Raw genomic sequence first — 18,948 nt, forward strand, 5'->3', positions numbered from 1 at the left:
AGGGCGCAGTGCGCCCTTTGTTAATGTTAGTACGACTTAATGCGACCCTGGCTGTTGCAGTTTCTCCATTACTTGAGACAAGTTGAAGCTAGCTGCTTTTTGACGTGGAGGGAATTCTTCGAAGCTTGCTAAATACTTGGCTACATAAGTTTGCGCAGGAACAAGTAAGAACACTCTATCTATTACCCAATCCCAGTAGGTATTTGAGGTGCGATCAGCGGTTTCGTATGGGTCCATTCTTAAGTTAAAGATCTTGGGTACGCGTAACTCAACAAACGGTTCTGCCCAAATTTGCAAGGTACCTTGAGCGCGCTGCTCCATGAATACCATTTTCCAGTTGTTATAGCGTAATCCAGTAAGGTCACCGTCATCTGAAAAATAGAATATTTCCTGACGCGGGCCAGCCTCTTCTGCACCCGTAAGGTAAGGCAGGAAGTTATAGCCATCTAAGTGATTCTTGAATTCTTTGCCGTTGGCTTTGTGGCCTTTAAGCAATTTTTCTTTCACTTTGTCATCACCAGCAATAGCGGCAAATGTTGGCAGCCAATCCATATGGTGCATGATTTCGTTAGAAACTTCGCCTGCCTTAATCTTACCTGGCCAGCGTACCATTGCCGGAACTCGGTATGCGCCTTCCCAGTTGGTATTTTTCTCACCACGGAACGGTGTTAAGCCTGCATCAGGCCAACTGTTCATATGAGGGCCATTATCTGTAGAGTAAAAGACGATGGTATTATCTTTAATTCCTAAGTCATCTACTTTTTTCAGTAGTAAGCCTACATGCCTATCATGTTCAAGCATGCCGTCGGCGTAGTTACTTATACCTGAACTACCTTGTAAATCAGGCTTGATATGGGTACGAAAATGCATCCGGGTGCCGTTCCACCAAACAAAAAAAGGTTTGTCGGCTTTAACGGTTTTTTCCATAAAGGCCATGGCTGCTTCAACGGTTTCATCGTCGATGGTTTCCATGCGCTTCTTGGTTAAGGGCCCGGTATCTTCAATTTTCCCATCGGCGGAAGACTTAATGACGCCACGAGGACCAAATTTTTTGCGGAACTCAGGATCTTTTGGGTAATCTATATTTTCAGGTTCTTCTTCGGCGTTTAGGTGGTATAAATTCCCAAGAAACTCATCAAAACCATGGGCTGAGGGTAAAAATTCATCCTTATCGCCTAAATGGTTTTTGCCAAATTGGCCTGTTGCATACCCCATGGGTTTCAAGGCTTCAGCAATAGTGATATCTTCGGCTCGTAAGCCTAGATCTGCCCCAGGGAAACCCACTTTACTTAGACCTGTGCGTAATACACTTTGACCGGTAATAAAGGTTGAGCGTCCCGCTGTACAAGACTGCTCGGCATAGTAGTCGGTAAACATCATGCCTTCTTTCGCTATGCTGTCGATATTGGCGGTTTTATAACCCATAAGCCCAAAGGTATAAGCACTGATGTTGGATTGGCCGATATCATCGCCCCATATCACCAAAATATTGGGTTTTTCAGCAGCCATTAGGCTGGCAGATGCCAAACCCAAAGCCCCAATAGATAATATGGTAAAGCCACTTCTTAAGGTTTTTAGCATTTGTGACACACTCCCTGTATTAAAAGCACACAAAAAGCGTAGCAGTAAACGGGGGACTTTCTAGTGATAAATAATTAATTTAATAATTAGATTGGTTTTTCGCCACTTTCAAACCCTCCATTATAGTCCGTGATAAGCGCTGCTGTTTTCGCCAATACTGGTTTGTTAATGCGAACGATGTTAAAAAATATGGCGGGGGGAGCAGTATGACAACCAAAAGAAAACAGGCCGCAGTGACTATTTAGCCAAATATGTGGCAGGTTTTCGGTTTAGCTTCCATAGTTGTGAGGGGTAATTTTACTGATATATTTATTTTCATGGAAGGGACACAATGAAAACGATTCAAACAATGACATTGTTGTTTATTTTAGTGTTGGCTTTTATCGGTCAAACGATGGCGGATACGACCGAGCCGCTTAGCTCATGGAACCAAGGGAAAACTAAGCAACAAATTATCGAGTTTGTAAACAAGGTTGTAATGGCCGATTCGCCGGATTTTGTGCCAGCGGCTGAACGGATTGCTGTATTTGATAATGACGGGACGCTATGGGCAGAGCAACCCATGTACTTTCAACTATTTTTCGCCCTTGATCGTATCAAGCAACTTGCTCCAGAACATCCAGAGTGGAATACCACCGAGCCCTTTGCTTCTGTGCTTAAAGGCGACATGAAAGGCATTATAGCGGGGGGCGAGCAGGCGATTCTCGACATCGTCATGGCTAGCCATGCAGGTATGACCACCGAAGAATTCGAAGTGATTGTTAAAGACTGGCTTGCGACCGCCAAGCATCCTGATACTCAACGCTTATTCACAGACATGGTTTATCAGCCCATGCTTGAATTGTTGAGTTACCTTAGAGCTAATGATTTTAAAACTTTTATTGTATCTGGCGGGGGCATCGAATTTATGCGCCCTTGGTCTGAACAGGTTTATGGTATCCCTCCTGAGCAGGTCATCGGTAGCAGTATAAAAGTGGCCTTTGAGATGCGAGAAGGAGCGCCGGTGCTTGTGCGTCAACCAGCGCTGGACTTCTATGATGATAAAGAAGGCAAAGTGGTCGCTATTCACCAGCAAATTGGCAGACGCCCAATTGCCGCGTTTGGTAACTCTGACGGTGATTTACAAATGCTACAATGGACTACCGCTGGACAGGGAGCGCGGTTTGCACTGTATGTTCACCATACTGATGAAAAGCGAGAGTGGGCTTATGACAGAGAATCTAGTATTGGTAAATTTGACAAAGGCCTAGATCAAGCGCTAGCTAAATCGTGGACCATTGTGGATATGAAACAAGATTGGAAGCGCATTTTCTCGGCAGATAAATAGCCGAGCAATCACCGACAGCCGGCACGCAGACAAACTTGGTTATTGTATCCTTAGCATGCAAAAAGGCCTCCTAAATTAGGAGGCTTCATTTTAATTAGTGACGGTCAGTCAGTAACGCTTAGCTAGTTTTATTCGTACTCAGAAGAATAAGTTTCAGAGTATGTATGTGAATAAAGCTCAAAAAGGTTACCAAAGGGGTCTTCTAAATACACCATTTTGTAAGGGCGGCTATCATCTTCAGGGTGATATCTCATAATATCCATTCTCACTTTTCCGCCGTATTGTTCCACTTTCTCAATCACACCTTCAAAATCAGTGGTTTCTAATGAGTAATGGAAGATACCGATTTTAGTGAAATCAACATTGTGCTTTTCTTCACGGTCTTTCATTTCGAACAATTCAAAACCAATACCATCTTGAGTAACAAGGTGGGCGATATTAAAGCCTTTAAAACCGTCGCCAAATACAGCGATACACATTCTGCCAATGGCTGTTTCTTTCTCTTCGATGACTTCAGACTTGCCCATCACAATCTCAAGACCTAATGCGTTGGTATAAAACTCAACCGCTTTGTCCATGTCGCCAACCATAATACCTACATGACTCATTTTCATAATATTCTCGCTTTCGTTAATTCGTTGCTTGTTTGTTTTGATGGGAGAAGTATAGGGAGACCTTTGGATTAAATGAAATTATCAAACATTATACATTTGATAAATAATTGGAATGATTGAGTCGGCAGTGCGGAAGTAGGCAGCTCGTAAGTTTTAAACCCTAAACAATCCTTAAGTAAACCTTGAGTGGTTAACGCTGAACACTCAGCTTAGGGTTTCTCAGAGTATGATCTATTAACGATAGATCGTTACTCGTTTAACTGAAAATGGCATAAAACGGCGCTTAACCTTAATATGCGCCGTTTTATCACAAAATGTTCAGCTTGTGGGGTGCTAGTTCGCCAATAGGGAGCAGGCGAGTGCGCGCGTTTTCTACACCGTGTTTACTGCCGCCTATTCTTGGTTAAAAGTTAGGCCGAGTTTGTCCCTCATCTCGGTAAGGAGCTGTTGTTGGCTTACCTTTGCTCTGGGTAATTGCAAGGGTTCAATACTTTGCCAGTTAGCCAGAGTTTGTTGCTGTTCTGCTTGCTCTGCAATCACAAAGGTAAATGGGTGGTAACCGGCAACACCTAGGCGTAAATCAGTAATTTGAAGTTGCCCGTCACGTTCATCAAAACGTAGCCATCCGTGACTAAACCACTCTAAACGAGGCAAGTAGTCGGGTTGCGAGTCTTTCACTAAATAGCGGTTATTGGCGTAGCGATGCCACTGCAATGGCGCCTTGTCACCAAGGTGGGTGAATGCTTCGTAATAATTATCTTCTTGGTAACTCATCACTCGCCAATAAATAGTGTTAAAGGGGGTTGGCATCACCAGTAGCGGGCTATTTAGTACCAGCGGGTCTTGCTTTACTCTATCAGTAATTATCGTTTGCGATAGCTGACCCCAGGCTAAGTATGCACAGCTCACCACTAAGGCGACCTTATTAATGCTTAACCAGCGTTGTGTATTGGCGCTAAACCATAAAAAAATCACGCTGATTAACAGTGGTAAGGTGTAGAGGGGATCGATGATAAAGATGCTATGCCAAGCTATGGGCGGCGAACTTATAGGCCATAATAACTGGGTGCCGTAGGTGGTAAAGGTATCTAATAGTGGGTGGGTGATTAGCGGTAACAAAATCACTAACAATAGCGCCAGTTTATGCTGACGCAAAGGGGGCTTTAGTTTCAGCATAATAAAATAGAGCAACACCGACAGAGCGGTAAGCACAAACAGCGAATGGCTAAATCCACGATGCTGCGTGTAGTTATCAATGGCATTGCCGTAATCAATAAAAACATCTAGGTCGGGCAGAGTGCCTAACAACGCGCCTACCAGTAATACTTTACGGCCAAAAGGCTTTAATCCCACAGCGGCGGCAATGCTGGCACCAAGGGCAATTTGTGTTACAGAATCCATGTTTTCCCAATATTGTGGTTCTATTCTCTTTGTTTGTTATACGGGGAAACCGCGTAGTTGATCAAATCTTTGTTACAGTCTTTTTTAAATAGTGATGCTAGTTGACAAAAGATCAGCGGGCTTAGGCGAGGGAAATGGCTAAAGCCCTAGGTGATTGTGCCGGCGTTAAAGCTCGAATAGATATAGCCGCTAAATTAGTAGGCGCTGGTTGACTAAACCAGCTCTCCCTTAGCGTATTTTCCTCGGTATTTATTGGTGACCCTCTGATAATAAAGCCTCGTTCACATTGACTCTCCTTCAAAACACAACTGGCCAGTATTCAGGTTTAACCAGCCAATAAGCCTGCGGTTGGCATTGTTCACCGGGTGTTGGTGGAACACCAGTCCGAGGAGTAACACTGCCATTTGATGCAGGCGTTATTTCGCTACAGGCAAATGTTGTGCATGACATAACTATAGTCAGGCTTAGTTTTAGTCATACCTTCATCGATAGCCTCGGGCTGTTTGGCAATATTGGGTGATTTAAAAGTACACATTACCTTGTAACCAAACGACGGTATCAGCTTGTAATCTTAGGTTTTTGTTTTCGGCGGTATACTCAACTTTTGCCCCAACAGAGGCATAGTCTGTCACCATTATTCCACCGCCCATTTCAATCTGATTGATAAATTCGTTATGACGAACATGGTAAGTTGATTTTGGATTGGCATAGAGCCAGTTGCCGTTATCAAAGGCATACATGGCATAAATACCTAACTGACCTAAGGTGGAGCCTTCTTGTTGTTGCTTGTCATTACTCGCTAACTCAATATCAGGTACATTTGATTTGTTTCCAGAGGTATAACCCAGAGACGCCATCGGGAATATGGAGATGTTGTCGTTGAGTTGCATTTTGTAAATGGCTCCAGCTAATGCGGTGGTGCTATCTTTATCACCAAGTACATCTACTGAGTAACCTAAGCCGTCGGTCACATGAAAATAGCGACCACGATAATTTAAATCGCCACTTTTATTGTCACGGGCTAAGTCCAATGAAAAAATGTTTTTGCCAAACCCTGCCATGCCGTTTAACTGAGTGGTATTTTCACTGGCGCTAAGGCCAACAGTTGAAAAGCTTGCTGTAGGGTCACCATAGTTAATCTCTTCTTCTATTTTATCGTTAGCAAACGCTGCGTTGGCGCTTAAGGTTAATAAGGTAACAATCATTGCTTTGTTCATAATTTTCTTCTCTTGATAATTAGTGATTGACGTTGCCATTATCATCAATCTATTCTTATAGGACGAGTTGGCTATTATTCGAAAATCGAATAGTAAAAGCAGGGGCAGCCACTATGCTTAATCTTGAACAACTATCAGCCTTTATTGCCGCAGCAGAAAAAGGATCTTTTTCTGCTGCAGCGCGCCATACTGGTAAAAGCCAAAGTTCGGTGAGCATTGCTGTTAATAATTTGGAGCTTGATTTAGGTATTACTTTGTTTGACCGCAGCAGTAAGTACCCTAGTTTGACCCATCAAGGAGAGCGTTTGTATGAACAAGCCAAAGTGTTAATGCGACAAGCTGAACGCCTACAAAGTTATGCGCAAGCCGCAGTGAACGAAGTTGAAGACATCGTTAAAATTGCAATTGACCCTATCGTTCCATTAACCGTAATTGATATTGCCTTGGAAAAAATGTCCAGAAAATTTCCTCATACTCAAGTGCAACTATTAAAACTGTCGGGGCAACATTTGAACGACGCTGTATTAAATGAAGAGGTGCAACTGGGAGTACATTTGGCTTCTAAAGCGGTGCCCGATAACTTAGATTTCGTGTCTATAGCGCAAATTGAATGGGTCTGCGTGTGCAGCCCTGATTCAGCATTGGCTGATATGCAAGAGGTAGACAACGAAACGCTGATTGCACAGCGTCAAATTGTTTGCTCTAGTATGTTAGAAAACGCCGCCCTGAAAAATTCGGGTAAAGTATCGCAAGATACTTGGCAGGCTTTTGATCAAGACGATTTAGTGCGGTTAGTGGAACAAGGCCTAGGTTGGGCCTTTTTACCTAAACAGATGGCGGTAGAAAAACAAGCGTCGGGCACACTCATTGAGTTTGCCCCCGAGTTCCAGCGTACAGCTATGTATTACCCGGCTGACTTAGTCTGGAAAGCTAACTTGAAGCAAGGCCCCGTTATGCGTTTCTTAATCGAGCTGTTACCGCAATTGTGTTAATCACTACAAACGTTTAGTTGTGTTTTTTGGGCAAGGCTTTAGTCACTCATACAGGTTAGCTTTTACCATGAGCTTCCTAACTGAAAGTATAGGGCCCATTCTTCTGGCCCTTTGGCGACATCGACACCAGCTCTTAAGCCTAACTGGCGAGATAATAGATAACGAACCCCACCTCCTTGCGCACCTTGAAAGTTAGTATTGGTAACAGCTACGTTATGATCAAATGCTTTTCCGGTACCCGCAAAAGCTAACAAGGTCCAACGAGAGTCAATATCATAAGTCACTTCTAACTCGGCTACCGCAGTATTGTCTGCTTGGTAACGCATTGCTGCGATGCCTCGCATATCAATGAACGGTTTGGCATAAAATGGTGCGCCTTTCGAGACACTCTTCATATCGGCGCGAACATTTAGCCCCCATTTTGACGACAAGCGATGATAACCATGGGCGTAAGCCGAGTAGTTATCGTAATTAAAGTCACCGCCAAACTGTTGGTCGAATCGTTTGGCTTTGAAGGCTGTTTTTAGGCCTTGCCGGGGAGCAAAAGGATTGTCGGTACTGTCGTAGGATAGCTTCAAGGCCATTCCTGCATCTTTGCTATTAAAGCCCATCGGTTTAATGTCTGGTATTAGATTAGGCATGCCGATGGTGGCTTCAGAAGCCATATAGGTATATTCAGCGCCGGCAAAAAAGTTGCTGTCGCCAAGACGAAAATCAATCTCTTGGAAAAAATAATGCCCCTTCATTGATAGGTCAGTACCTAGCGCGTTGGAGCTTGCATAATACTTTAGGTTGATATCAGCAGTAAACAACCCACCTAAATAGCGCACATTGTCATTATCCCAGTTACCGGAGTGAAACAGCCCCGCTATTTTTGTTCCATTCGATGTGCCTGCTCCAACCACGCCAGTTACACTGGGGGGAATACTATTGACCAACTCTGGGTTGTTTAATCGTCTGTTCACCCGACTCAGACCTCGCTGATTTAGAATCGATAACATTGGAAGTGTTAATGACTTATCGGCAAATCACCTCTGAGTATTTTGATGAAATGCAACTGTCTGAGTTATTTGGTTATGTTAGTTTTGAAACCTGGCAAGTCTCTGCGCTTCAAGACATAGCCCGTATGGTAGAAGAAGACATGGGATTTGCGTTATTACCCAAAGCGCTGGTGGCAGAACGAGAAAACTTTGGTACATTAAAAGTGTTTGAACCTACTTTTCGCCCTGCTAAAAACCCTATCTACACACCATTAGAAGCCTGTTATTTGCCTCGTAGTGAATTTGGTCCCGCGCAAGCGTATTTTCTTTCATTGCTGGTATTTAGCCAAACATAAAACTAAACGGTTATTAACATCAGCTATACTCATCTGCTGCCTTATTAGTGCTGTTCTGCTTGCTCACATTGTTTTATTTACTCGGATTACTTTCAAAGGTTTTCAAGTTCATCACCTCTTGCATAAAAACATCACCGGCAAGGCTGGGCTCTTTTGCGCTAAGGTGAACAATTTCCGCAAACCAATATACCGGTGTGCCACCTTCAATAGAAAACTCAACTATTTTACCCGCATCTATCCAGGGCTGAGCAATAGTTCGAGGTAAAAATGCCCAGCCGACCCCTTCAGATACCATATTCAGCATCTCTTGCAGGTTATTTACATAACAAATGCGGTGGCCAATTTGATAGCGTTTATCTAAATTGAATTGGGCTAGATGTTTAAATTGAAGCTGCAGTAATTCCCGCATTGTAGTATTAGACACGACCTCCCCACGAGTAAACTGTTGAGAAGATGCCACCTCAACTAATTCGAAATTGAAAGCGGTAAATTGGGTGATATTTTCAAACTCAGATAGGGCTGAGGCGACAAGTCCAATCTCAGCCTTATTCGTGGTTATCCAGTCAACTACCTGCAAGGTATCACCCACCAAAACTTCTAGCTCAATATTAGGAAACTGCTGCAAAATAACTTGATAGCTTCGGCTAATCGCGGGATGACTCAACATGCTATCAATAGCCACTGAAAATGTGGTGGGCACCGCTTGGTGTAGGTTGTCTACCACCGCGGAGAAACACGAAGCCTCCCTTACGGTGGCCTTTGCTACCGGCAATAAATGCTTACCAGATTCTGTTAACACGAGCTTTCTAGTTTGGCGCTCAAACAACTGAGTATTACTTTCATCTTCTAGGGTACTGACTAACTCTGCAACGGTAGACGCGCGCTTATTTAACGCAATAGCCGCCAGCTTAAAGCTGCCTTGTTCGCAAGTAGCCACAAAGGCTTGTAGTTGCCGTAACGAATACATAGAACGGGAATCCCTTTCTCATGAAACTAAAATAAACCAGTATTTCCTACATAATACATCACATAAAGCAGCAAGCAACCAAGCTAACCACTAAAACCTAAGGTGATGAACATGAAAAAAACAATTTTAAACTTAGCAACCGCCGCCGTATTAGCGGGATCTTTAGCAAGCGTTGCTTACGGTAATCCAGCCAACTATGTTGATGCGATTGCAAACTAGTTAACTCATTTATCCCTAAGTCGCTTTTATTACACCTCGGTACCTCCATTACATGGGTACCTAGGTGACACGCATTACACAAACACGAAGTATAAAATTTAACTCATTGAGGCCATTATTATGAAAAAATCAATCATTACGTTAGCAATTATTGCCAGTACATCACTAGGTTTAGTGGGTACATCTAACGCATGCTCTCGTTTAATCGCCGACACACCTTCGCACGGTATCACGGTTGCTCGTTCTTACGACTGGGGCGGTTCTGAGTTGCAATCTATCGCTGAAGTACAACCAGTGGGCACAAGCCGTACGACTAAAGCTGTACCTGAATATAAGAATCCCGCTAGCTGGACAGTAAAGTATCAAACCATGTCATTTACTGAAGTTGAAACCTTCCATAATACAACGGGCGAAGCGATAAACACTGAAGGCCTCTCTGCTTCACTATTATACCAAAACCCGTCTAAGGCGTTTATTAAAGATGTAAAAGACGATGGTAGCGCGGCGGTACATATGTCAGATATCGTTCCTTTCTTAGTTGAGCAGTTTGCAACAGTAGAAGAAGTGGTTGAGTTTTTTGAAGCAGGCAACTTTCAAACAGCTTGGACCACTGGTATTGGCGGACACCAACATGGTTTTCACTTTTCAGTACAAGATAAATCAGGTGACATTGCATTATTCCAATTAAACGCAGGCGGGAAAATGGTGATGCATCGTGGCGATGTAAACAGCGACTTACGGGTAATGGCCAATGCACCGTTGCAGCAAGATCACCGAACTTATATGAAAGATTTCGATATGAATGACTCAACCACACTCCCTAGTTCTATTAGCTCTGCAGACCGAAATGTACGAGGTATGTACGCTACGGCAAACACTAAGTTTGTAGATGCGAATGCCGAATGGGTAGATGTACGCGGTAAAATGAAAGCTATGTTCGATTTTGGAAACAAAGTACCGCAAGATTTAGTCGACCCTACCAATGACGAGTCATATACAACCTGGGAAACTTACGTTTATAACTTAAATAGCGGTGACGTAACTTATTACAACGAAGGGAACGCAAGCCAAGTATCATTAAGCATGAGCGATGTTGCTGAGTTTACCCAGCCAATGTGTGCAGATATCTACACCCAAGCTAAAACAAACGGCGAAGTGGTATTTACCCCGTGTTCATAGGGTAATATTGACCAATAACGTAGCGATAAAAACGTGTTTAATTAGCCTCCGTAAGGAGGCTTTGTTGTATCTGGAATCCATTAAAATCATACAATGTATCGACAGAAGATCATGTTAGGTGATTCTGCTTAGAGATGATTTAAAGGCCTACTCCGAGTATTTCCCTATCAATAAATAACTGGAATTCTCAGAATCTAGGCACAACATGGGTCTATTTAAATGGGTTCATGGTGAAGGGGCCAATACAGAATGTTTTATTCCAATTTGGGGGGGAAGGAATGTAGCTATCATTGCGAAGCGCATCGTCTGCATCGGGGCCTGGTTTTAATATGTAATATTGCGCCTCAATCCCCCAACGTACAGGCATAGCGCCAATCTTAAGCAACCCAAAGTCACCAAGGCCAATGGGTACGGTGAATCGCTCTTTACCTTCAGGTTCCCCTTCAATACTTACCATTAGTATCGAACTGTATCTGGCTGGGGAAACCATGGTTGGGCAGTTAAGTGGCTTTACTGATGTAGCTGTACAGGGTTGGTTTTGGGGGGCAGTCCTCAATATCTGCAACACTGTGTTACTTTTTGAGGTTTGCATTACCAATGTAAATATTGGCATGGCTTGTCAACAGTTTGAGCCTATCACTCTCGCTTGCAATTGCAAAAGTACATATGGCCTTGCTTAGACTGTTTTAGTTTGATTTTATATTAACAACTATTTGAATATTGGCGTGTTTAGTTTGTGGTGGGTCGTTTGTGGTGGGTCGTTTGAAGCGTCAGTGGGAATAAATCTATCATTGAAGATAAAGCTCCCGTTACGACAGGAGGTTTATCTTTGGCTGAAACGTTTATCTGTTATTTACGTTGATACATTGGACTTGGATGAATACCTAATGCTTGTCGCTCTGCTTTGTTGGTATCAAACATAGTAAAGTCATATTTCTCAGCGCCCCAAGTATCATAACGGTCTAATACCCATTCACCGTTGTTACGGTCGGTATACATGGTCCACAATGTTGGGAAAACATCACCTACGGTATTATCTACTTGGTCGTAACCTGCAAAGGCCGTTGCCGCTGCTGCTTTTATGGAGTTCTTGGCCGCCGTTAAATCAATAACATTACGTTTGTACATGTCTTCTACTACAATTTTGGCGCGCATCCGGCGATCGGCGGGACGAATAGTTGCATCTGGTTGTATTTGCTCAGCATCTTGTACTAAGTGATAGCTGAACTCAGGATCATTAGACATAAACGCCGATCCTTCTGATTGATATATTTTCAGTTCGCCAGCGACAAACTCAATGACAGCGGTATTGCCTTGTTTATCGGCAAATTGAAAGTGGCCTGGTGTTACTGGAGCGCAATGTTCCATATCGTTCGCAGGAGGCATACCACACAAACCACTATCAATAATATTAATTGCTTTAATGGCTGTGACTAATTCAGGCACGGTTTCATAATTATCGACAGCCCAATCTAGCACCGACAATACATTCACATTTTCCTTGCCTGCGGCAGGCTTAGGGTAGGATGTGTAGGTAGCACCTAAATACAATAAGCGACCTTCAAGTCCCGCTTCGTTCATGGCTTCAGAGGTGATTTTAGGTAAGAAGCTTTCAACTTTTAATGCTGCGTATTGGCTCGTCGCTGTTACGGCATTTTTATCCTGAGCGTAACGACGTTCAATGCCGGCACCGTCACCGACTACTTTAGCGTCATCGTGGCCAAACCAATCCATGGTACGCATGGAAATGGCGACTTCTTGATTGTTATAAACAGCGGTTGTACAAGCATTCGCCACACTGGATACTGCGCCAGACATCAATGCCGATGCCGCTAGTGCTAATATTGTTTTTTTCATAATAACCTCGATATTGGTAATTTAAGATGACCAGGCTGAGTTTGTGATTACTGCTTGCTGGTTGACGCTGGTAATATTAATGGGGATATGGCATAAACAATAATTGCTGAGAGAGGGGGTTCCCCTTTATAGTGACGCTAAGTTTCAAATTTAACAGCAAATAGCATCAATCAGAGGTAACCATGGCTTTTACACTAGACCAGTTAAGCGCTTTTGTTGAGACGGTCGAACAGGGGAGTTTTCGTGGTGCAGCCATCAATATTGGCAAACATTCTTCTACGATTAGTGAGTTAGTGGCGAATCTAGAGATTGATTTGGGTTTTCAACTATTTGAGCGCAGTAAACGCAGTATTATTCTCACTGGTCGCGGTAAAGATATGTATGACTTTGCCAAGCCGGTGCTCGTTGAGGCAGGGCAGTTTCAGAATAAAGCAGATAGCGTTTTAGCCGAGCACCCTAGCCACTTTACAGTGGCCATAGATGACACTTTACGCTGCCCCGAAGTAGTCGCCTGCTATCAGGCAGTGCTTGAGCGGTTTCCTAGTATTAATCTAAAAGTGCTTAATGGCGATGTTATGCAAATACGCTCTTGGTTGCGTTCAGGGGTGGCAGATGTCGGCATGGTCGCAACTAGCATGAATACTTCAGCCGACTTTACTTTGAGCCGCAGTTTTGCCTTCGAACTGATTAATATCATCTCGGCAAAGATAAAGATAATGAACCGTTCGCTCGACATCACAACCGTCAGAGCAACACCACAAATTTTGCATAACTTTATGTTAGAAGCTGGTTTAGAAGGTACTCATAAAATCAGCAATCGCGTATTGGTTGCCAATAATGCCAATGAAATTGTTGAGATGGTGGCTGCCGGTTTGGGCTGGTCCATGATGCCTAGTTACCTAGCGCAGCGCTATATCGAATCAGGTCAAGTGCAAGAGTTTAATATTGATGATGCCAGAACAGAGCTTTGGTTTAGCGAAATAATACATTTGAGCAGTAAAACCATAAACCCAGCCATGCAATGTTTCATTGATGCTGCCAAACAAGTCACTGATAAGCTTTAATGAACGACGGTTTTCTTTGGATATAAAAAAGCATCGCCATAATACGATGCTTTTTTTATTGTGGTGATTACTTAGCTTTTAGCGTCTATTTCCTTATCTAACATCGCTAAGGGTTCACTCTTAACGTGTCTGATTTCGCGTAAACGTTGTAAGGCAATATAAAAAACCGGTACAAATATACAACCAATCAGGGTTGCTGCTAACATGCCACCAAAGCTGGTTAAGCCCAGCGCATTGCGACTGGCTGCGCCGGCGCCAGAGGCTACCACCAGCGGTAATACCCCTAAGATAAATGAAAAGGCGGTCATCAATACCGCTCGAATACGCAGAGCAATGGCTTTTTTGGCAGACTCAATAATCGATAAACCCTGTTCTTCTCTTAGGCTTTTAGCGAATTCTACAATTAAAATTGCATTTCGACTTGCCATACCTATAAGTAAAATTAGGCCAACTTGGGTATACAGGTTAATGGTTCCACCGCTGGCATAAACTAAAGAAAATGCACCAATCAAGCCTGTGGGTACACACAAAATGATAGCGACAGGAATTAACCAGCTTTCATATTGGGCAACCAAAAAGAGGTAAGTAAACAGCAGCGCTAAACCAAATAAAAACAGAGTCGCATCACCAGCGGCAAGCTCTTGGTAAGTCATGCCTGTCCATTCGTAGGCATAGCCTGAAGGCAGTATTTCGCCAGCGATCTTCTCCATTTCTGTAATGGCGTCACCAGAACTATAACCATGAGCGGGTATCGCGAGAATTTGCGCTGTGTTGTACAAGTTATAACGCGCGGTGTTGTCTGAGCCAACCAGTGGTTGGTAGCTGGCGAAGGTGGCCAGCTTAACCATACTGCCACTTTCAGACTTTACATACAGGCGACTCAGATCGCTTTCTTCATTACGGAACTCTTGCTCTGACAGTAAATTCACTTGATAATTTTTACCAAACTTTGTGAAATCATTGACATATAAGTTACCCATCATTGCCGATAAGGTCGTATTGACCTCATTTAGATCTACACCCAATGCCATGGCTTTTTGTCTATCGATATCAAGGTAAAGCTGCGGCACATTGGCGCTATAGGTTGAAAAGGCCATTGCTATCGTATCGGATTGATTCAGCGCTGCTAAATAGCTATCGAGTGCTGGTGCCATCTTTTCTACAGGTTGACCATTAAGATCTTCCACTTGCATTGTCAGACCTCCTGCATTGCCAAGGCCGGGGATTGCGGGCATCGAAAAGGCCATACCTGAGACATCGGTATCAGCATCGATGATGGCTTGCGCCTTGGCTAATAAAGCAAATTCACTTTGTTGCGGCTCGTTTCTTTCACTCCAATCGTTTAGTACCACAATCATCATGCCTGAATTTGGTGATGACGCACCTTTGAGCAAGGAGTAGCCTTTTGCCGCAATCACATGTTTGACACCGTCAAGATCAGAAATCTGTGTGACTAGATTGTCTACCATTAACTCGGTTCTATCGAGTGCTGACGCTTCTGATAAGTTCACATCGATCATAAATGAACCTTGGTCTTCAGCCGGGATGAAGTCGGTCGGAGTATTATTAGCCAATATCACTATACCTGCCAAAATCAACGCAAATAGCATGCCTGACATCGCGAGGCGACGGCCAAGGAAATTGACCGAATTAACATAGCCATGAGTGACTTGATCAACCGAGCGGTTAAAAGCAGCAAAAAAGCCAGTTTGTTTTTTTTCTTGATGCTTTAACATCACCGCACATAAGGCGGGGGTTAGTGTTAGAGCGACTATGGTCGAAATAATGGTAGACACTGAGATGGTGACACCAAATTGCTGATACATTTGCCCCACCATACCTGGTGCGATGGACACTGGACCGAATACTGCCAACAACACCAGCGCTGAGGCAACTAAAGGACCGGTGACTTCTTTCATGGCTTTGGAGGTGGCTTCTGATGGCTCTAGGTGCTCTTCCTCCATTAAACGCTCTACGTTTTCGATGACTACAATAGCGGCATCTACCACCACCCCAATAGCCAAAATTAAGCCAAACATAGAGACGGTATTGATATCAATCCCCATCGCTGCCATTACCACAAAAGTGCCGATAAGCGAGACTGGAATGGCTATGGCCGGAATGATGGTTGCACGCCAGCTTTGTAAAAATATGAACGTGACTAACACCACTAATGCGACTGCGATGTACAGAGTCTCAAATACTTCATCCATAGATACTTTGATGAAGGTTGTTGAGTCGAAAGACACTTCGTAGTCGAGCCCATCAGGAAAACGTTCGCTTAGGCTTTGCATTTGATTACGAACATCTTCTGCTACTTGTAAGGCATTAGCCCCCGGCGCTTGGTAGATAGCTAAAATAGGGCTTTCATTGCCAGCAAAAGTGGCGATGGCAGAATACTGCTCGGCGCCAAGTTCAACGCGTGCCACATCACTTAAATATACAAAGCTGCCATCATTGTTAGATGCGAGTACAATTTTCTCAAACTGTTCTGCATTGAGTAAACGACCTTGGGTTTGTATTGTGTATTGAAAAACCTGATTGCCCGCACTGGGCCTTTCTCCAATTTTACCCGCTGAGACCGTGGTGTTTTGCGCTGAAATTGCGCTAGCCACCTGTGAAGCGTTAATGCCTCTTGCGGCCATTTTTTCAGGATTTAACCAAACGCGCATAGCGTAGTTTTGCTCGCCGATAACTTGCACTTTACCAACACCCTTCACGCGTAATAAGGCATCTTTAATATTCAACGAGGCGTAGTTAGATAAGAATAGGTTATCGAACTCACCGTTTTTGGAATAAGGGCTAACGGTCATTAAGATGGAGTTAGCGACTTTCTCTACGGTAACGCCTTGTCTTTTTACCTCTTCGGGTAATTTCGACATCGCTTTGTTGACCCGGTTTTGAACGAGCACTTGCGCTTTATCTGGATCTGAGCCTATTTCGAAGGTGACGTAAGCCAGGTATGAGTTATCGTTATTGGACTTTGACTCCAAATAGATCATCCCTTCAACACCATTGATTTCTTGTTCAATCACGGTGGCCACAGTATCTCTAATAGTATTGTGGTCAGCGCCTGGGTATACCGCAAACACTTCGATGGATGGTGGAACAATGTTGGGGAATTGAGACACTGGCATTTTGACCAAGGTCAGTAGGCCAGCAATTGTCATGACGATAGACAGTACTATCGCAAATTTAGGGCGTTTGATAAAAAATTCGGCCATGGGTCTATCCTCGTTTTTCTATTTCAACAATACTGCCAGGCCTGACCGATTGCAGGCCTTTGACGATGACTTGCTCACCAAGTTGTAGGCCCGATTCAACTAGCCATTGTTGCTCAACTCGTTGGCCAACCCGCAGATACTTTTCTTTTACTTGGTGTTTGTCATTGACTACCAGTACATAGCGGCCTTGTTGGTTTTCTTGAACTGCCATTTGAGGAATGAGGATGGATGAAGACGGTTGGCTATCGACACTGGTTACGGTAACAAATTGACCGGGTACTAGTAGATTTTCTGGGTTAGGAAATTTAACTCTAAAGGTTATCGCACCATTAGTACTGTCCATTTCGTTATCGATGAAGTTAGCTTCACCAGAATGGCCATAATCAGCCCCATTGGCGAGCTGCAAATTGAAGGTAGGTTTAGCCACCTGCTTACCTTGAATCAACTGTTCTTGGAGATTATTTACGTGGCGCTTTTCATCTAACTGAATATTAACGTAAACCGATTCAAGGCTATTAATTCGAGTTAGGGGCTCAGAATCTGGCCCTACTAAAGCTCCCGTGCTCACTCTACTTTCGCCTATAATGCCATCAAAAGGCGCTGAAACTTTTGTATAAGATAGCTCTAGTTTAGCGCGTTCTAATATCGCTTTAGCCGCCTGTATTTGGGCTTGGGCCATCTGTCGTTCGGCTGCTAATTGTTCAAATTCAAGTGAAGATAAGGCTGATTTGGCGACAAGGGATTTTGCTTTAGTATGCTTTTTATCGATGATATGAAAATTGGCTGTTATCTCGCTTAATGCCGCATCAAGGCGTTGCACTTCAAGTTGAAAAGCTGTCGCATCTATTTCGTAAAGCAAGTCGCCCTTTTTTACTTCTTCACCTTCCACAAAGTGGCGTTTTTTCAGATAGCCAGAAACCCGTGGAATGATGTCAACTTTAGCAATAGCATCGGTTTTCCCGATAAACTGTTCGTTTAGATAGTAAGGTTGCTGTTGAACTGAAATGACTGAAACAAGGGGAATAGCAGTGTCCTCGATTTGGGGTTCAGATTGACAAGCAACAAGGGCGATAGGTAGTAAACCTGTTAATAATTTGGTTGAAGTGCGCATAAGTAATCTCAAATAGTAGGAACATGCCGTTCATACTAATAGCTTGTCTGGAATAGGAGAAACCAGTTACCATTAATAAAACGAATAGGTCAGGGTGTTGGGTACTGTGTCCAATGCAAGGGTTAGATCTAATGCCTCCAATGGCTCAGATAGGTGCGGGGTCAATGAGGCAAATCGTTGCGACTTAAGTAACGGCTATGTTTTTGAGCACAGGCAATACTGATGAAGTATTAAGAAAAGGTTGGTTTAAATCTATTCGATTAATGAATGGAATCTGGTTCGTTCTTGCCTGTTTCAGCGCGTATTATTCTCTCCACACAGCCAGTGCCACCTTAAAACCTAAGGGAACATCTATGAAAATAAAATTATTAGTTTTGCTCTCCACACTTACTATTTCAACGGCTGCTTTGGCAGGATTTGTGGGATCTGAAATAACATCAAACATTACTTCTGTTCAGTCTGTTCAATCGATGAGTGATGACAGCAGAGTGACACTTGAAGGTTATATTGTTAAATACATGGGGTCAGAACATTACTTATTCAAAGACGATACCGGGAACATTGAAGTTGACATCGACAATGAAGACTTTAACGGACTGGACATTACCCAAAATGACAAAATAAGGATTATTGGTGAAGTCGACAGCGGTCGATTTACCACGATTGACGTTGATCGTGTTGAGCTGGTTAACTAATAGCATTTCCGTTAAGTGTCTAAGTAAGCCTAGCGCTCAAAATAGACGGCTACTGTGTTATGAGGTTTTTAGTAGGATAAGCAGTGACGGATAGCCACGCATTATCCCATCGATTACCTCGACGGTGGTGGGTTAATAGAGTGAAACCAAAAGCATCGCAATAA

The 18,948-nt window shown here is 43.5% G+C and carries 16 protein-coding genes; 6 read left to right on the top strand and 10 right to left on the bottom strand.

Translation table 11 applies throughout. The features are described 5' to 3' along the window. Window positions 1-36 precede the first annotated feature (36 nt). Window positions 37-1,581: an arylsulfatase gene (locus ACVFI8_RS19040; RefSeq protein ID WP_248712021.1), complete on the bottom strand. Its 1,545-nt coding sequence runs from the start codon at window positions 1,579-1,581 to the stop codon at window positions 37-39. Between the two features lie 331 nt (window positions 1,582-1,912). Between ACVFI8_RS19040 and ACVFI8_RS19045 the strand changes: the two genes are divergently transcribed. Beyond that, window positions 1,913-2,908, top strand: coding sequence for an HAD family hydrolase (locus tag ACVFI8_RS19045; RefSeq protein WP_457872333.1), 996 nt, complete (start codon window positions 1,913-1,915; stop codon window positions 2,906-2,908). 128 nt (window positions 2,909-3,036) lie between these two features. On the opposite strand, the gene ACVFI8_RS19050 is transcribed toward ACVFI8_RS19045, so the two are convergent. The 3 genes from ACVFI8_RS19050 to ACVFI8_RS19060 all read right to left on the bottom strand — a co-directional run bounded on the left by ACVFI8_RS19050 (window position 3,037) and on the right by ACVFI8_RS19060 (window position 6,140). After that, window positions 3,037-3,522: a VOC family protein gene (locus tag ACVFI8_RS19050; protein WP_248712019.1), complete on the bottom strand. Its 486-nt coding sequence runs from the start codon at window positions 3,520-3,522 to the stop codon at window positions 3,037-3,039. A gap of 393 nt (window positions 3,523-3,915) precedes the next feature. Then, the gene (locus ACVFI8_RS19055) at window positions 3,916-4,923 is read right to left on the bottom strand and encodes a metal-dependent hydrolase (protein WP_248712018.1); all 1,008 of its coding nucleotides are present in this window, start codon (window positions 4,921-4,923) and stop codon (window positions 3,916-3,918) included. A 521-nt stretch (window positions 4,924-5,444) separates the two neighbouring features. Next, window positions 5,445-6,140, bottom strand: a complete 696-nt coding sequence (locus ACVFI8_RS19060) for a hypothetical protein (protein WP_457872336.1) — start codon at window positions 6,138-6,140, stop codon at window positions 5,445-5,447. 113 nt (window positions 6,141-6,253) lie between these two features. Here ACVFI8_RS19060 and ACVFI8_RS19065 point away from each other — a divergent pair, with 113 nt between their 5' ends. After that, on the top strand, window positions 6,254-7,132 hold the full coding sequence (locus tag ACVFI8_RS19065) for a LysR family transcriptional regulator (RefSeq protein WP_248712016.1): 879 nt from the start codon (window positions 6,254-6,256) through the stop codon (window positions 7,130-7,132). 62 nt (window positions 7,133-7,194) lie between these two features. Here the strand turns inward: ACVFI8_RS19065 and ACVFI8_RS19070 are convergent, their stop codons facing one another. Next, window positions 7,195-8,097 (bottom strand): BamA/TamA family outer membrane protein, encoded by a 903-nt coding sequence (locus ACVFI8_RS19070; protein ID WP_248712015.1) that lies wholly within the window; start codon window positions 8,095-8,097, stop codon window positions 7,195-7,197. A gap of 47 nt (window positions 8,098-8,144) precedes the next feature. Here ACVFI8_RS19070 and ACVFI8_RS19075 point away from each other — a divergent pair, with 47 nt between their 5' ends. Beyond that, the gene (locus ACVFI8_RS19075; RefSeq protein ID WP_248712014.1) at window positions 8,145-8,468 is read left to right on the top strand and encodes a type 2 periplasmic-binding domain-containing protein; all 324 of its coding nucleotides are present in this window, start codon (window positions 8,145-8,147) and stop codon (window positions 8,466-8,468) included. Window positions 8,469-8,541: 73 nt separating this feature from the next. Here the strand turns inward: ACVFI8_RS19075 and ACVFI8_RS19080 are convergent, their stop codons facing one another. Beyond that, window positions 8,542-9,435 (bottom strand): LysR family transcriptional regulator, encoded by an 894-nt coding sequence (locus ACVFI8_RS19080; protein ID WP_248712013.1) that lies wholly within the window; start codon window positions 9,433-9,435, stop codon window positions 8,542-8,544. 339 nt (window positions 9,436-9,774) lie between these two features. Here ACVFI8_RS19080 and ACVFI8_RS19085 point away from each other — a divergent pair, with 339 nt between their 5' ends. Further along, a complete protein-coding gene (locus ACVFI8_RS19085; protein ID WP_457872339.1) occupies window positions 9,775-10,833 on the top strand; it encodes a linear amide C-N hydrolase in 1,059 nt (352 codons plus the stop codon). A gap of 211 nt (window positions 10,834-11,044) precedes the next feature. Here ACVFI8_RS19085 and ACVFI8_RS19090 read toward each other — a convergent pair whose 3' ends face one another. Continuing rightward, window positions 11,045-11,290, bottom strand: coding sequence for a hypothetical protein (locus tag ACVFI8_RS19090; RefSeq protein ID WP_248712011.1), 246 nt, complete (start codon window positions 11,288-11,290; stop codon window positions 11,045-11,047). A gap of 392 nt (window positions 11,291-11,682) precedes the next feature. After that, window positions 11,683-12,690: a linear amide C-N hydrolase gene (locus ACVFI8_RS19095; protein WP_248712010.1), complete on the bottom strand. Its 1,008-nt coding sequence runs from the start codon at window positions 12,688-12,690 to the stop codon at window positions 11,683-11,685. A 182-nt stretch (window positions 12,691-12,872) separates the two neighbouring features. On the opposite strand from ACVFI8_RS19095, the gene ACVFI8_RS19100 reads away from it, so the two are divergent. Further along, entirely contained in the window at window positions 12,873-13,754 is an 882-nt protein-coding gene (locus ACVFI8_RS19100; protein WP_248712009.1) for a LysR family transcriptional regulator, read from the top strand. 71 nt (window positions 13,755-13,825) lie between these two features. On the opposite strand, the gene ACVFI8_RS19105 is transcribed toward ACVFI8_RS19100, so the two are convergent. Continuing rightward, window positions 13,826-16,978: an efflux RND transporter permease subunit gene (locus ACVFI8_RS19105; protein ID WP_248712008.1), complete on the bottom strand. Its 3,153-nt coding sequence runs from the start codon at window positions 16,976-16,978 to the stop codon at window positions 13,826-13,828. A gap of 4 nt (window positions 16,979-16,982) precedes the next feature. Then, the gene (locus tag ACVFI8_RS19110) at window positions 16,983-18,089 is read right to left on the bottom strand and encodes an efflux RND transporter periplasmic adaptor subunit (RefSeq protein ID WP_248712007.1); all 1,107 of its coding nucleotides are present in this window, start codon (window positions 18,087-18,089) and stop codon (window positions 16,983-16,985) included. A gap of 197 nt (window positions 18,090-18,286) precedes the next feature. Here ACVFI8_RS19110 and ACVFI8_RS19115 point away from each other — a divergent pair, with 197 nt between their 5' ends. Beyond that, the gene (locus ACVFI8_RS19115; RefSeq protein WP_248712006.1) at window positions 18,287-18,784 is read left to right on the top strand and encodes a NirD/YgiW/YdeI family stress tolerance protein; all 498 of its coding nucleotides are present in this window, start codon (window positions 18,287-18,289) and stop codon (window positions 18,782-18,784) included. The last annotated feature ends 164 nt before the right edge of the window (window positions 18,785-18,948 follow it).

The organism is Agarivorans sp. MS3-6 (genome assembly GCF_054112545.1).